Genomic DNA, 15,187 nt, shown 5'->3' with positions numbered 1-15,187 from the left:
CTGCATCCCGAAGAATAAAGGGAAAAGTAGTGAACGGAATATCTTTGCGGGCGAATAAAGACGGCTTAATTTTCAAGCCCGCCGAAAAGCCCATACTTAATGTTGAGATAATCTTCGAGGCCATATTTGGAGCCCTCGCGGCCAACGCCCGATTCCTTGACGCCACCAAAAGGCGCGACCGGCGTCGAAAGAATACCTTCGTTGATCGCGACCATACCATATTCAAGCGCTTCCATAACACGCCAGGCCCGCCCAAGGTCTTTGGTGTAAAAATAAGACGCAAGGCCATATTCGGTATCATTGGCCATGGTGATCGCTTCTTCTTCGGTATCAAATTTAAACAACGGTGCAACGGGGCCGAATGTTTCGTCATCGGAAATCAACATATCAGCCGTAACATCGCGCAACAAAGTAGGCTCAAAATATGTGCCGCCCAGTTCATGGCGCTTTCCACCTGTCACAATTTTTGCGCCTTTACTGGTCGCGTCTTCGATATGCTCTTCAACTTTCTTGACGGCTTTTTGGTCAATCAACGGTCCTTGATCAACATTGTCTTCAAGGCCATTTCCGACTTTCATGTTATTAATACGTGCAGAGAACTTTTGGGAAAACTCGTCATAAATCCCCGATTGAACCAATATTCGATTGGCACAAACGCAAGTTTGTCCGGCGTTACGAAATTTGCAGGCAATCGCCCCTTCGACAGCGCGATCAATATCAGCGTCGTCAAAAATAATCAGCGGGGCATTCCCGCCGAGTTCCATCGAAACCCGTTTCATATGTTTCATGGCGTTCGCCGCGAGCTGCTTGCCGATAGCCGTCGAACCCGTAAAGGTGATTTTTTTGACGTTGGGGTTTTCGCAAAATTCGTCGGCGATGGGTGCGGGCGCGCCCGTTATTACGTTCAAAACCCCGTGGGGCAGGCCGATATCCTCGGCGATGACACCGTAAGCAAGGGCAGAAAAAGGCGTTTGGCTGGCAGGTTTGCAAACAATCGGACAGCCAGCGGCAAGAGCAGCGGCCGCCTTGCGCGCGATCATCGCGGTCGGAAAGTTCCACGGTGTGATCGAAGTGACAACGCCCACAGGCTCTTTGATAACAACGATGCGCTTGTCGGCCCAAGGCGAGGGGATGACATCGCCATAAACCCGAGATGCTTCTTCGGCGAACCATTTGAAAAACGCGGCCCCATAGGCGATTTCGCCTTTTGCCTCAGCCAGTGGCTTGCCCATTTCCAGGGTCAGGATCTCGGCCAGCGCGTCTTGATTATCCATCAGCGCATCATGAATGGCGCTGCAGAATTTGCCGCGCTCTGCCGCAGTTTTGGCGGCCCATTCCGGAAACACAGTATGGGCCGCCGTGATCGCGTTCTTGGCTTCATCGCGCCCGAGGTCCGGTACGGTGCCTAATTGCTTACCTGTTGCGGGATTATTGACCGTGACGACAGCGTTTTCGTGACTGCTGATCCATTTACCAGCGATGAAACATTCTTGCCGAAAGAAACGACTATCGACCATAATGTGCCTCCGAATTTGGTTTTCTTACAGGATTATCACTGCGCCCGCGTTTTGCAATCAGTCTGAACACAAGCGATGATAGTGAAACGCCCACCCTTTCAGAACGTTCCAGAAAGCAAGGTTATGACAGTTAAATATGAAACCCCGCATGACGGCGTTGCCGTTATCACCCTTGATCGTCCAGATAAGCTTAATTCCTTTAACGGGCAGATGCGCGCCGATTTAACGGATGCCATGAAGACTGCGTCAGCGGACGATGCCATTCGCGCGGTTGTTCTAACTGGGGCGGGTCGTGCATTCTGCGCCGGCGCTGATGTAACTGCGGTGAATGACAAGTTTAATGTCGAAGATGTGTTGAATACGGAGTATGCCGCTTTTCTAAGCACAATCGCGACCATGCCAAAACCGGTCATTGCAGCGATCAATGGTCCGGCGGCAGGTATTGGTATGACCACTGCGCTGACATGTGATTTGCGGGTGATGAGCGAAGATACTTATCTTATGAGTGCCTTTGCGAATATTGGATTGGTGCCCGATGGTGGGCTTTCCTATTTGCTAACGCGCGAAATTGGGTATGCGCGGGCGTATCAATTAGCAATCGAGGCCGAGAAGCTGGGCGCCGATCACGCGCTTGAGTGGGGCCTTGTCAACCGAACAGTTCCGATGACTGATGTTCTGACGAACGCGGTTGAATGGGCAAAAACCCTGACTGAACGCGCGCCGCTCGCATTGTCGTTGACAAAGCGCGTGTTCAGGGCCGCGTCTCAGGGCGGGCTACATAATGCGATGACTTTTGAAGCGCAGAACCAACGTGTTGCGATTGCCACGGACGATTGTCGCGAAGGCGTGACGGCCCTGATGGAAAAACGCAAACCCACTTTCAAAGGGAAATAAGCCCGCTCGCTATCATCATAATTGCAGCGGCACCGGCTAATGCGGGGCCGAAAGCAATCGCCATATCACCGGATACTGCCTGGCCCTTTAGGCGCATAATACCGACTGCCACTAAACCTAAAATCGCGGCGATAAATACGGTCGGCGCCAACGCAACCCACCCTAGCCAAGCGCCGATGGCGGCCAAAAGCTTTGCATCGCCCTGACCCAGACCCTCGACGCCTCGCAATTTAAGGAACGCAAAATCTATCGCGCGAAAAACGAGATAGCCCACAAATGCGCCGATTATGGCGTCCGCAAACGGAACGAAAAGCTCAAACCCGTTGGCAGCGATACCGATCATGATAAGGGGCAGTGTTAATGCGTCCGGCAGATAGCCAGTTTCATAATCAATCGCGGCAAGGGCGATTAGAAACAAAAAGAACAGTGCCGCCAATCCGGCAGGTAGTGTCGACCCAAATAGAACCACGGCAACGAGCACAGCCAGTCCGCCGAGAAGCTCGACCACGGGATAGCGAAAGGAAATGGGATCTTTACAGGCTCCGCAGCGGCCACGAAGCCAGAGGAACCCCGCAACAGGAACAAGATGAAGAGGGTTGATGATCGCCCCGCAGGACGGGCATGAGGATCTAGGAAAGACAAGATTACCCCGATCATGCCCGTCGATGAGGTTCCACATCTGTGGGCCACGATAAATAACCACATTCAAAAAGCTTCCCGCGAGAAGCCCAACCAGAAAAGCTGTGATGAAAATAGCCCATTCGAGATTCATTCAAAAAAGTTTCCGTGGTTGGAAAAAGCGCAATCGCTGCGCAAAAATGGCTGATCTCACTGGTTTCCGCAACCGCACAAGATATGCGGATTTATGATCAAGAATGCCCAATTCCGCCTTGCCTAATTGCGCACACGGTGCGTCATTATATTGATGCACGAGGTGCGCATACGGATGATCATTTTGGCCGTCTGTCATAGATCTGAAACAAACATGTCATGCTACTGTAAAAAGCCTCTTCTAACGGAGCGAAAGGGCTGATGCGTGGGGCAAATGCTCGACTTGCGTTTTCGGTGATAGGAAGTTGTTTTGCTTCAAAATTGCGTTGAAGGGTTTCCGATGGGTGTGAGCTTTCGCCGTTATTGTGCAGGCGGGGTAGGTATCCGAGAGGTTTATCCGAAAATTCTGAATGAATTCAGCTCTTTCGAGTAAAAAGAGGAACGAAAAATGCAAGTAGGGCCTCAATGAAATCGGTGGCCGGATATCGTTTTGCTAAGGGTTTTTCGGTATCAATTCGAAGTAACAATTTAATGTCGTTTATGAGTAAATGCGACGCGGGTGAGTAATTTGGTCGGTTTCGACATAAATGGGTTAAACAGGGGCTTCGCCGTCTTTAAAAACGGCGGACCCGCGATATTGCCACGTGTCATCGAATTGCTGCTGGTTGGGCTTTTAGGCCTAGCACTCGCCAAGATTGCGATAGCGATTTTTGCGCCTTTGCCGACACCAAAGGGCGATGTTGTCGGGGCTGCGATGTCCACCCAGTCAAGCGCCCGTGAGCGTGCACCTGCGGACGCAAAAAACCCGTTCCATTCAGCCGCAGTTTCTGCCGGACCCATTGAGGATATCCCCGATGTTGCCGAAACTTCGCTTGACTTAACGCTTACAGGTGTGTGGCCAAAAGGGGATGAAGGCTCAGCAATTATTCGGCGTTCGGACGGAAAAGAAAAACGCCATGCAGTGGGCGAGACAATAACGACCGGTGTTCGTTTGGTTGCGGTCTATGAAGATCAGGTGATTATCGAGCAAAATGGCGTACGTGAATCCCTACGCTTTGAATCAAAAACACCGGTAAAAAAGCGAATAGAAGCTGCGCCTCAACCAGAGCGTAGTTTCGTTACGGCCCAAGAACTATCTGACGCCATAAAAATGTCCGTGACGAAAGACGCAAATGGCGCGACGGCGATCGCATTGAATGCTGGCCGCAATGCCGCGGTCTTTGAGAGAATTGGTTTTCAATCGGGCGACATTTTACGTTCCGTAAACGGAACGCCAGCACCGGCAGACCCATCGGGGCTTTTAACAATGATGAACAAGATATCGCGGGCTGAACAAACCGCTATTGTAATTGAGCGTAACGGACAAAGAATGCCGATTACGTTGTCCGTAAAAGGAAATGAGTAATGCTGAAGTTTCGTAATGCCATTCCGGCGGTGCTTGCGGCGACGGTGGGTTTTTTAACGCCCATCAACGCATGGGCACAGGAAAATTGCGGCGCGGCACTCAACTATGAAGGCGCAGATATTCGCGCCGTTGTTGATGAAATTGCCATACGTACTGGCCGAACGTTTCTTCTCGATCCCGCTGTCCAAGGTCGCGTTACAGTTAAGTCACCACCAAACGGAAGCCTGTGTGCCGACGAAGCATGGGAGTTGTTTCAGGCGGTCTTACGGGTGAATGATTTTGCCGCCACACCTGCGGGTGACGGAAAATATCGCATTGTTCCCTTGCAAGAGGCTGCTCGTGCCGCCGGACCGGTCGGTGAAGGGCGGGGTTCTGACCTCACGACGCAGATTATTCGTTTGAGCTATGTGGACGCACGTGAAGCAGCGGCGAACCTTGCGCAGATTATCGGTAATAATGGTGTGGTCAGCCCCGTTCGTACAGGGAATTCGATCATCGTTGTCGATACTGCCGACAATGTTGCGCGCATCACCAAAGTATTAAAACAGCTCGACCGTGATTCCACAATCTATCGAACAATAGCTCTACAACATTCATCCGCTGGGGAATTATCGCGACTCGTCAGCGAGCTTGCGTCTGAAATGTCCGAGGAATCTGGTGGACGCGCGGCGTTTTCAATCGTGCCCGTAGAGGCAAGCAATTCCCTCTTGATCCGTGCAGAACCATCATTGATGCGCAGGTTGGAATTGGTCGTGAGCGAACTCGATCAATATGGCGGGACTTCGTCAAATTTGGCGGTCGTTTTTCTAAAACATGCTGATGCCGAAGAAATGGCACCGCTTTTGACCGAAGTCGTCAACAGCACGATCGCTGGGGGGCTTGACGGTACCGTTGGTCGTAATCGCGCTAGTGTTTCATTTCACAAACCCACAAATTCACTAATCATAAATGGCGATACCGAAATTCAGCGCACGATCCAAAATGTAATTGCACAACTGGATGTTCGGCGCGCGCAGGTCTTGGTCGAGGCTATCATCGTCGATGTCTCCGACACGACAGTTCGGGACCTCGGGCTTCAATATTTCTTGACGGGCGCAGAAGGGTCGAGTGTTCCGTTTTCAACGACGAATTTTTCCAGTGCACAACCCAATATGTTGGCGGCTGCTGGTGCTGCGCTTTTGGAATCGAATGTTGTAAGTGGTGATCTTAGCGATCAGCAAAGTGCGTTGACCGAAGCGGCGGTGAATTCGCTTCTAGGGTTTAACGGATTTGCGCTTGGTGGTGCTGGTCGGCTGGGCAAAAACTCGTTCTTTGGCGCGATCCTGACAGCGATTCAAAAGGATACTTTTTCAAATGTTCTTTCAACGCCATCGATTATGACGCTTGATAACGAAACAGCGCGTTTACAAGTCGGGCAGGAAATTCCAGTGACCACTGGCGAGGCAGTGGGTGATAATTTGACCAATGCCTTTCGCACGGTCAGCCGCCAAGAGATCGGCGTGATCCTTGAGGTAACTCCACAAATTAATGATGGCGGCACTGTCACGCTGCAAATCGTACAGGAAATTTCCAGCATCGAAGGGCCGATACTTTCAAGCTCAACCGATTTGATTACAAACAAACGGGAAATTTCAACGACGGCGTTGGTGGACGACGGCGATATCCTGGTGATTGGTGGTCTGATTGATGACACGCGCGAAGACACGGAGTCAAAAGTGCCATATCTTGGTGATATTCCCGCTGTTGGAAATCTTTTTAAGACCACGTCACGTGAACGGCGACGCCAAAATTTGATGGTGTTCATCCGCCCGACGATAGTGCGTGATCAGTCTACGGCAAAAGTAGCGACCGATCGAAAGATGGACTATATGCGCGCGCGTGAATTGTTGCGCGATGGCACGCCGACATCTGAGATGGAACGCTTGATTGATGAAGTGACGGGCACAGCGACACCGCAATAGGCCATTAAAGCACCATGAGTGAACAAAATTTATTGATGCCGGTGCGTTTCTCCTATGCTTTCGCAAAGGAGCGCGGCCTCATTGTGCTTGATGATACGGCAAACCCTGTGGTTTTGGGAGCGCGCGGAGAAAAGCCGGACCCATGGGCGGTGATTGAAGCACGGCGCACGGTTGGCGCGCCAATCGAGATTGATGTTCTACCGCCCGAGATGTTTGAACGCCGGCTTTCTGAGATTTATTCTGTTGAAGGAATTTCGACCGCCGATCTCGACCTAGCAAATGATGACAATGACCTTGCGTCACTAGCGGAAGGATTGCCGAAGACGGCGGACTTGCTTGATAGCGAGAATGACGCCCCGGTCATTCGCCTAATTAATGCGATGATTGCGGAGGCTGTAAAAGTAAAAGCCTCTGACATCCACATTGAACCTTATGAAAAAACGCTTTCAATTCGTCTAAGAATTGACGGCGTTCTGCGAGAGGTTCTTTCTCTGCCTGCTCGGATGACACCAGTTCTGACGTCTCGGGTCAAAGTGATGGCGCGTCTTGATATTGCGGAGCGCCGCGTCCCTCAAGATGGCCGAATATCCCTTGCGCTTGGTGGGCGGACAGTTGATGTGCGTGTGTCTACGTTACCCGCGCGTTTCGGTGAGCGTGTGGTGATGCGTATTCTTGATAAAGACGAAGCGCGGCTTGATCTAGATGGATTGGGTATGCCGCAATCAATTCTTGATCGTTTCAAACAAGTGTTGACGCGCCCCAACGGAATTATACTCGTAACTGGGCCAACGGGTTCGGGTAAGACCACAACACTTTATGGTGCCCTTAGCCTGTTGAATGAGCCAAGTCGAAACATTCTTACTGTAGAAGACCCGGTTGAATACGCAGTTGACGGCGTGGGTCAAACACAAATCAACCCGAAGGTTGGAATGACCTTTGCCACAGGGCTTCGCGCTATACTTCGTCAAGACCCTGATATTGTCATGGTTGGTGAGATTCGCGATGTCGAAACCGCTGAGATTGCAGTGCAAGCGTCGTTGACGGGGCATTTGGTTTTATCAACCGTTCACACAAATTCAGCAGCAGGTGCCATCACACGACTGCGCGATATGGGCGTTGAACCATTTTTGCTGTCCACTACGGCTGCGGCAGTTTTGGCGCAAAGGCTCGTTCGCCGGTTATGTCCTTCCTGTAAGGCACCCTATGAGGCCGATGCAGCAACGCGCAAAATGTTGGGCACGGACGAGCCAGTTCAATTAATGAAACCCGTTGGTTGTGGCCGTTGTAATCAAACCGGATATGAAGGCCGCATTGGTGTCTATGAAATCATCATTGTTGATGAAAAACTAAAACGGCTAATCCACGATAATGCCAGCGAACAAGAGATAGAGGCTTACGCTTTTAGCAATGCGGAAACCCTCGCTCAATCCGGCTTCCGGCATGTTCGCGATGGCGTAACTGCACTCGAAGAAGTCATGCGTGTTGTCCGCAAGGAGGATGACCATGCCGGCCTTTGAATATGAGGCGCTGGATTTCGGCGGGAAAACCCGCCGAGGTGTAGTTTCGGCTGAAAGCCAACGCCAGGCGCGCAGTGAATTACGCCGCATGAAACTAACACCACTCAAACTTTCAGCGCCGCGTAGCGAAGAGGCGAGTGTCGAACGTAAAAATCGTCCGGCGCGTATTCGCCCTAGCGAGCTGGTTTCTGTTACGCGCCAAATGGCGGCGCTCATCGGTGCGGGAACACCACTTGAAGAGGCGTTAAACGCTGTTGCGCTTCAATCCGATACGGGCGGAACGCGCACGCGACTGATTGCGGTGCGCGAGCGCGTTATGGAGGGGTGGCGTTTTGCGGATGCGCTGGCCGAGGACAAAAAATCATTTCCCGCGCTTTATCGCGGGGTGATTGCGGCCGGGGAAACGTCGGGTGATTTGCCGGGTGTTTTAACGCGCCTTGCTTTGATGCTAGAAAAGAACCGAGCGCTAAAGAATAAAGCGGTCGCATCTTTGATTTACCCGGCGGCGCTTGCGGTTATTGCGAGCCTAGTTGTTACGGCACTGATGATTTTTGTCGTGCCGAAAATAGTATCGCAATTCAACAATTTTGGCGCAGAGTTACCATTTCTAACACGGCTGGTTGTCGGAATCTCGGATTGGATCGTTAATTACGGTTTGATTGCACTTCTCGTAATGTCGCTGATGGGGTTGGGGGTGTGGCGTGCATTGAAAGAGCCAAGAATTCGGCTTTGGGTTGATGAACGCGTTTTGAAAATTCCGGTTTTTGGTCGTTTAGCACAGGCCGTTGATGGCGCACGATTTGCGCGAACACTCGCGACATTGTTTGCGGGTGGTGCGCCGTTGATTGATAGTCTTGTTGGCGCACAACGAACTGTAAACAATAGCTACATCCGGTCGCGCCTCGATAAAACGGTCACGATGGTGGGAGAGGGTGCATCGCTTGCCGCCGCACTAAAGCGCGCCAATGCGCTACCGCCGATGCTGGTTCATATGGTTGCCGCCGGGGAACGTTCTGGCGCATTGGCGGATCTATTGGATAAGGCGGCAGTGCAGCTAGAGGAAGAATTTGATACGGCATCCACTGTCGCGCTACGCCTTTTGGAGCCGGCAATCATTGTTGCTATGGGCGGCGCTGTGTTGGTGATTGTGTTGTCGATCCTGTTACCCATCCTCCGGTTTAATACGTTAGCCGCAGGATAAAAATGGAGTTGAAAATGAAAGTTCGTAGTTCAGCGATTAAACGACGCAAGCAGCGCGGTATTACACTGGTTGAACTATTGGTCGTGCTGGCGATTCTAGCGCTGATTTCGGCTGTCGTTGTTATCAATGTTCTGCCTGCGGCAGATAAAGCATCCGTCGACACGACGCGTCTTCAAATTGATGCGATAGAAACTGCGCTTGATCAATATCGCCTCGACATGCGCGGCTATCCGACCATGCAACAAGGGTTGGACGCGTTGGTAACGGTGCCAAGCGACGCGCGAAACAACGCTAATTATCGGCCCGGCGGATATTTGCGCGGGGAGGTTCCGGTAGATTCATGGGGAAACGAGTTTCAATACAGAATTCCTGGCGAGCATGGTGGTGCATATGATCTATATTCCTTCGGGGCGGATGGCGAACCCGGGGGCGAAGGGCTGGACGCGGACATTGGCAACTGGACAGCGAAATAACGGTTGGCTGAGAGAGCGTCGCCAACAACGCGGCGTTACATTAGTCGAATTGCTTGTGGTTATGATGATCATGGCGATGGTGGCTGGCGTTGTCATTATTTCCGCGCCGCCACCGATCGGTGATTTGCGCAAAACCGCAGACCGTTTTGCTGCACGACTTGATCACGCAGTTGGATATTCGATTACATCGAATTTTCCCATTGCGTTGGAGGTCGATGCGAATGGTTATCTATTTACCCAGTATACGGATGGAGCGTGGGAAAAATCAAGCGATAAAAAGTTACAACCTGTGATGTTGTCACCGGATTATTGGCTGGAAATGTCAAAGCCTGATAACGACAAAAAGATACCAGATACACAACTATCGGAACCTAAGACACACATTTATACTTTTAGCCCGACGGGTGAAACAGATGCCTTTAACGTTAGATTCCATCATGACCGGAAATATATTGACGTCGTAATGAATGATCAGGGCAATGTTGAGGTGATCGCTAATGACGCGCGCTAATCAACAACGCGGCGTCTCGCTCGTGGAAACGCTGGTGGCGCTCAGCATCATGGGGTTTGTGGTCGCATCACTTTTGGCGCTGATCGGCCAAAACACTCGGTTTATTTCCTCTTTGGAGGACCGAAACCGGGGAATGATTGCCGCTGACAATCTGATGGTTGAAGCGCTGATCTTGCCGGAGGCAATTCAACTCGGGACGAAAGAGGGCGAAACAATTGTCGGTGGTGAGGCGTTGCGATATTTCCGGACAACGACAGAAACCGGTGTAGATGATGTAGTTCGTATTGATATCAATATTTCACCGATGGACAGTGATCAAATCATTGCTCGCGCAACCTCAATGCGGAGGGTTCAATGATAATCCGCAAACTACAATCAGGTATGACACTGCCCGAAGTCATGGTTGCGCTGCTTATTTTTGCGGCGATTGCGACCACGAGCGTTTATGCATTGCGGCTGGGGGTCGATAGTCGCGATCAGTTATCTGAAGCAGACGATGAATTGAAAAAGTTTCAAATCGCGCGCAGTCTAATGAAAGGTGACTTCATCCAAATTAGCCCCCGCCAAATTCGCGATGAGTTTGGCATTGAGCGTAGTACAGAGTTTGTTGGCAATATAACTCGGTTTGGCTCTCGAACAGAAGACGACGAGGTTGTTCTCGCCGCTTTTGTGCGCGATGGGTCGATCAACATTCAATCGGCCGAGCCGCGTAGTTCTTTGCAATATGTCGAATATGTATTTCGCGACCGAGCGCTAATTCGGCGCACGAGAAATTACCTCGATGCTGCGCCCAATTCAGTGACGAATGAACGTATATTATTTGATGGGTTAGAAACCGCAACAGCCGCATATCTCATTGGTGAATTTCGCGGTGAGTTGACGTGGGCGGAACTTTGGCCGACGAGCGGAATTGGTGGCCCGCCGCGTGCGGTTTCGTTTACCCTTGAATGGCCGGATAAACCGATATTGGAACAACGGTTTTGGATTGGTGCTTTTGGCAATGGCGCAAGGGCCGGCTCATGAATAAGAGGAACCAACAAAAAGGTGCGGCACTCTTAATCGTATTGTTATTGGCGGCGACACTTTCTTTCATTGCGCTTGCCTCCATGGAAAAAATTTCACTTTCTGCGGCCCGTGCTGGAAATGTGAATGAGCGAAGCGAAGCGATATGGCAGGCGCTAGCGATTGAAACATTAGCGACCTCTGCCATCGAGACTGCGTATGATGCCAATGACAGTAAGATGTCACGAGAGGATCCGTGGGCCAATGAACAGATAGAGTTACCTCTGGACGATGGCATGGCGCGAGTTGTTTTTGATGATGCAACGACCTGCTTTAACATCAATAGCTTCGCGCAATCATCCGAGGATGATGCACAAAATCTTGCCATTGCGGAATTTGTGAGACTTTCAAAACATCTCGGCCTTGGTGAATTCGAAGCTGAGGCGATTGCACAGTCTATGGCCGATTGGGTTGATGGTGATAATCAACGCCGCCCCCAAGGCGCTGAAGACGAATACTATACAACTCTGTCATCACCTTATCGCACCGCCAACAAATTGGCCGCATCGGTAACTGAAATCAGGGCGATAAAAAACGTTACGAAAGACGTTTATCTGGCCCTCGTTCCAGCTCTTTGCGCGATGGATCGACAAGGGCCATCACCCATTAATGTAAATATGCTCGAACGCGGTGATGCCGCCGTTCTGGCGGCTGTTCTGGGCGACGACGTTTCCCTGCGGGGGGCGGCAGATATTATTGCTGGGCGGCCACCGGGCGGATATAGCGACATTACCGCGTTTCTGGCTGAGCCATCAGTCAAGAAACTAGGGTTGAAAAATGAGGTTACCCGCCGTTTTGAGATAACCTCACGTTACCTAAAGGCCCGTGCAGAGATTATTTATGATCGCAAGGTACTTACTATGACATCGGAAATCGCCATGGATGGAAACCGCGCGCGCGTGGTTTCGCGGCGTATCGGAGCGGAGATGTGAACGAGACGTTAATACTCATCGCTGGACGTAGTCCGAATGAGCCAATTAAATGGGCCTTTTGGGCTGACGGGCGTGTTCAACTCGCGGACACCGCAGAGAGTGTTGATGCGTTAGGTGATGTTGCGCATAGAGCCGCGTCGGCAAAGCGCGTCGCGTTGGTGCTGGCGGGTGAGGATGTTGTCATGCGCATCATGCCGACGCCACCAAAAGCGAATGCGCAATATAAATCAGCAGCCAAGTTCCTTTTAGAAGACGAGCTGGCTGAGAGTTTAGATAACATTCATTTTGCAACTGCGCGTCATTCTGATGGGGCCGGTTTGGTTTTGGCCGTCAAAAAATCGGTCATAGACTTGTGGGCCCACGCGTTTACATCCATCGGGATCAAACCGGATGTGGTGACTGCGGATTATGTTTTGTTGCCGAGTTACGCGGACAGGGCAACCGTTTTTGCGACTAAAGACAGATTGTTCGGAAGCGTCGGCCTTCAAGGATTCGCATTAGAACGTCCGTTAGCCGATGAAATATTGCCTACACTTTTAGAAAAAGCGGAGATAGAGAACGCCATATGTTATGGCGAGGCTACCCTGCCGTTGACCGACACCGTACACACTGAATGGCGACATCCCTTAGAGGGGGCGGCGCTGATTTCAACTTTTGCGGACGGGCTAGAGCAAAGCGGGTACATAAACTTTCTTCAAGGTGCTTATCGCAAAAGCGGTAACTGGAAGGAGACAATAAAGCCATGGCGCAGAGCGGCGATGCTCGCTGCGGGATTGGTCGTTTCGTTTCTTGTTGTGGATGTCGCAGACAGTATCAGATCGCTTCGTATCGCCGAGGCCTATAGACAAGAAACGAACGATATACACGTCGCTACATTTCCGGAATTTTCAAATGTCGATCCGAAAACGCACGCGCGACAAGTTTTAGCGGCGGGTGGCGGTGCGCCAATGTTTATGCGGCTAACCAATGCCGTTTCAGATAGCTTGGGCGAGAGCGATAACATTCAACTTGATCGAATTCGCTATAATGCTCAACGGGGCGAATATGCGATCAATCTTCGGTTTTCGGATATCAATGATTTAGAAGTGCTGAAACAAAACCTAGAGGCGCGGGGAATAATCGCGAATGAAGCGGGCGGCGTGAGAAGATCTGGCGGTATTTATCTCGGTGAGCTGAAAGTGAGTTTATCATGACAACGTGGTGGCATGAGCTTTCTGTACGGGAACGGGTATTGATATTAGTCGCAGCTTGTCTTGCGGCTCTGGTGATAGTGTCACTGGGCGTGCTGCGCCCATTGGATAATTGGCATGATGCGGCACTACGTAAAGAACAATCAGCACGGGATGGATATGAACTTACACTCGCCGCAGCCGCTTTGGGTGGAAACGGCGATGGATCCAGTGCTGCTGGTCGGATGCAACTACGACAGGCTGTGATCACCACCGCGAGTAACTGGGGCGTGGACTTAACGCGTATCGGATCGGAAAATGCGCAAGGTCAAGTGGAGGTTCAAGCTGCACCGATGAACGGTGAAGCACTTTTTTCGTGGATTGCGCAGTTAGAAAAACAATATGGTGTAACGGTCGCATTCGCGGATATCGCCAACGGACAATCTGGCCTGATAACGGCTCATATCATTGTCTTTGAGCAAAAGTCATGAAAGCTCGAAAAATATCAAAATCGCCGCGTCGACTGATGATGAGCGTTTTTGCTATTGTGTTTTTTGTTAGCATGGCCGCGTTGTTACCGGCGAGTGTAGTGGCGCTTTTTATCAATTTTGATAGCCAGAACATATCGTACAGCGGAACAAAAGGAACAGTCTGGGCGGGCACTCTTGAAGGACTAAACACTTCCGGCGCTTCACTTGGGGATGTGTCCTATAAACTGTCGCCCTTATCGATTTTGGGACTTTCACCCAAGTTCGATATCACTGCACGAAATGGGACGATTGTCGGTGAGGGCAAAGTTGCTTTCAGCATAAGCCAAACGATTACGGTCACTGACCTTATCGCAGATTTTGATTTAGGTGCATTAGCACCACAAGGGGTGCTTGGTGCCCCGACCCAAGGCATTGCTAGGATAGAGGCAACGAAGATTTCACTTGCACCAAAGCGCGGGTGCATCGCGGCCAATGGTACGATCTGGACCAATGTTTTGAACGCTCCAGCTCGGAGATATAACATGCCTGCATTGCCAATGAGTGGCGATGTGAAGTGTGACGGCGAAATACTCGTGGTCACGCTTATGGGCGAAAATCCGCGAGCGGGTGCAAATATGGAACTGCGGGTAGACCGAAGCCTTTCCTATGAACTATCAGCGACGGCATCTTCGAGTGAAAACGATATAAATACAGCGCTTCGCGTCTTGGGATTTGAAGATGCGAATGGTGAATTGGTCTACGGTTCAGCCGGAATTTTTAGGAGTGCAGGGTCATGATGAAAACTGTTTCAATCGCTCTTTCAATGATGGTGTTAGCTGGTTGCGCTACGACGACATCAGATGCCAACCGTCAAACAAAAGTCTCTGACCAACGTAAGGCGGTGCCACTCAGTCTTGCAGATGACGACGCAGCCTCAGACGGCTTTGGCGCTTTGGCGGATGCTTCGCTACCTGCAAAAGAATGCGGTATGGTGCTTTGGACGCTAGAAGGTAACCGCCCTGCGGCGGTGTTCCGCTATGTTACGGGAAAAGACGCCATGATGAATCTAGGCGGCGCGGACGTGACGTTAAAACGTATCGATTATAATGGTGCTAGTGGCTATGGCATTTATGAACGCCAGAAATTTCAGAATACGGATGGAATTGTAGTTGAAGTGAGCGCAAAATTCGGGCTCGGCTTTAGTGGTGGTTCTTATCTTGAACAGGGTGTTGTTAAAGTTACCGATAACAGCGGGTGGAGTATGGTATCGCCGACGGCTGGGATTGCCGGTTGTCGCAACTAGC

Annotated in this window: 16 protein-coding genes; 14 read left to right on the top strand and 2 right to left on the bottom strand. The window is 51.0% G+C overall.

Translation table 11 applies throughout. The features are described from left to right. Window positions 1-65: 65 nt before the first annotated feature. Window positions 66-1,517 (bottom strand): NAD-dependent succinate-semialdehyde dehydrogenase, encoded by a 1,452-nt coding sequence (locus tag ABFZ84_RS11850; protein WP_369314226.1) that lies wholly within the window; start codon window positions 1,515-1,517, stop codon window positions 66-68. Window positions 1,518-1,640: 123 nt separating this feature from the next. Here ABFZ84_RS11850 and ABFZ84_RS11845 point away from each other — a divergent pair, with 123 nt between their 5' ends. Further along, the gene (locus ABFZ84_RS11845; RefSeq protein ID WP_369314225.1) at window positions 1,641-2,411 is read left to right on the top strand and encodes an enoyl-CoA hydratase/isomerase family protein; all 771 of its coding nucleotides are present in this window, start codon (window positions 1,641-1,643) and stop codon (window positions 2,409-2,411) included. On the opposite strand, the gene ABFZ84_RS11840 is transcribed toward ABFZ84_RS11845, so the two are convergent. Next, window positions 2,398-3,183 carry a prepilin peptidase gene (locus tag ABFZ84_RS11840; protein ID WP_369314224.1) on the bottom strand — a complete coding sequence of 262 codons (786 nt, stop codon included), beginning with the start codon at window positions 3,181-3,183 and terminating at the stop codon, window positions 2,398-2,400. The two genes, ABFZ84_RS11845 and ABFZ84_RS11840, sit on opposite strands and share 14 nt — an antisense overlap. 636 nt (window positions 3,184-3,819) lie before the next feature. On the opposite strand from ABFZ84_RS11840, the gene ABFZ84_RS11835 reads away from it, so the two are divergent. The 13 genes from ABFZ84_RS11835 to ABFZ84_RS11775 are packed head-to-tail and all read left to right on the top strand — an operon-like array spanning window position 3,820 to window position 15,186. Then, window positions 3,820-4,587 (top strand): type II secretion system protein N, encoded by a 768-nt coding sequence (locus tag ABFZ84_RS11835; RefSeq protein ID WP_369314223.1) that lies wholly within the window; start codon window positions 3,820-3,822, stop codon window positions 4,585-4,587. Beyond that, window positions 4,587-6,548, top strand: coding sequence for a type II secretion system secretin GspD (gene gspD / locus ABFZ84_RS11830; RefSeq protein WP_369314222.1), 1,962 nt, complete (start codon window positions 4,587-4,589; stop codon window positions 6,546-6,548). Before ABFZ84_RS11835 ends, gspD begins: the two co-directional genes overlap by 1 nt. A 14-nt stretch (window positions 6,549-6,562) precedes the next feature. Continuing rightward, a complete protein-coding gene (gspE, locus tag ABFZ84_RS11825) occupies window positions 6,563-8,065 on the top strand; it encodes a type II secretion system ATPase GspE (protein ID WP_369314221.1) in 1,503 nt (500 codons plus the stop codon). Beyond that, the gene (gene gspF, locus ABFZ84_RS11820) at window positions 8,052-9,266 is read left to right on the top strand and encodes a type II secretion system inner membrane protein GspF (RefSeq protein WP_369314220.1); all 1,215 of its coding nucleotides are present in this window, start codon (window positions 8,052-8,054) and stop codon (window positions 9,264-9,266) included. The genes gspE and gspF overlap by 14 nt, the downstream gene beginning before the upstream one ends. A 14-nt stretch (window positions 9,267-9,280) precedes the next feature. After that, window positions 9,281-9,739: a type II secretion system major pseudopilin GspG gene (gene gspG / locus ABFZ84_RS11815; RefSeq protein WP_407067088.1), complete on the top strand. Its 459-nt coding sequence runs from the start codon at window positions 9,281-9,283 to the stop codon at window positions 9,737-9,739. Continuing rightward, a complete protein-coding gene (locus ABFZ84_RS11810; protein WP_369314218.1) occupies window positions 9,657-10,250 on the top strand; it encodes a prepilin-type N-terminal cleavage/methylation domain-containing protein in 594 nt (197 codons plus the stop codon). Before gspG ends, ABFZ84_RS11810 begins: the two co-directional genes overlap by 83 nt. Continuing rightward, the gene (gene gspI, locus ABFZ84_RS11805; protein ID WP_369314217.1) at window positions 10,237-10,608 is read left to right on the top strand and encodes a type II secretion system minor pseudopilin GspI; all 372 of its coding nucleotides are present in this window, start codon (window positions 10,237-10,239) and stop codon (window positions 10,606-10,608) included. Before ABFZ84_RS11810 ends, gspI begins: the two co-directional genes overlap by 14 nt. Continuing rightward, window positions 10,605-11,273 (top strand): type II secretion system minor pseudopilin GspJ, encoded by a 669-nt coding sequence (gene gspJ, locus ABFZ84_RS11800; protein WP_369314216.1) that lies wholly within the window; start codon window positions 10,605-10,607, stop codon window positions 11,271-11,273. The genes gspI and gspJ overlap by 4 nt, the downstream gene beginning before the upstream one ends. Then, window positions 11,270-12,244 carry a type II secretion system minor pseudopilin GspK gene (gene gspK, locus ABFZ84_RS11795; protein WP_369314215.1) on the top strand — a complete coding sequence of 325 codons (975 nt, stop codon included), beginning with the start codon at window positions 11,270-11,272 and terminating at the stop codon, window positions 12,242-12,244. Before gspJ ends, gspK begins: the two co-directional genes overlap by 4 nt. Further along, entirely contained in the window at window positions 12,241-13,437 is a 1,197-nt protein-coding gene (gspL, locus tag ABFZ84_RS11790) for a type II secretion system protein GspL (RefSeq protein ID WP_369314214.1), read from the top strand. The genes gspK and gspL overlap by 4 nt, the downstream gene beginning before the upstream one ends. Beyond that, window positions 13,434-13,904, top strand: a complete 471-nt coding sequence (gene gspM, locus ABFZ84_RS11785; RefSeq protein ID WP_369314213.1) for a type II secretion system protein GspM — start codon at window positions 13,434-13,436, stop codon at window positions 13,902-13,904. Before gspL ends, gspM begins: the two co-directional genes overlap by 4 nt. After that, window positions 13,901-14,680 (top strand): type II secretion system protein N, encoded by a 780-nt coding sequence (gene gspN, locus ABFZ84_RS11780; protein ID WP_369314212.1) that lies wholly within the window; start codon window positions 13,901-13,903, stop codon window positions 14,678-14,680. The genes gspM and gspN overlap by 4 nt, the downstream gene beginning before the upstream one ends. Next, complete coding sequence (locus ABFZ84_RS11775; RefSeq protein ID WP_369314211.1) at window positions 14,677-15,186, top strand: polysaccharide deacetylase family protein; 510 nt, start codon at window positions 14,677-14,679, stop codon at window positions 15,184-15,186. Before gspN ends, ABFZ84_RS11775 begins: the two co-directional genes overlap by 4 nt. The last annotated feature ends 1 nt before the right edge of the window (window position 15,187 follow it).

It is taken from the genome of Hyphococcus lacteus (assembly GCF_041058985.1).
In the GTDB taxonomy this organism is placed as follows: domain Bacteria; phylum Pseudomonadota; class Alphaproteobacteria; order Caulobacterales; family Parvularculaceae; genus Hyphococcus; species Hyphococcus lacteus.
This window is presented reverse-complemented; position numbering and strand designations above follow the sequence as displayed.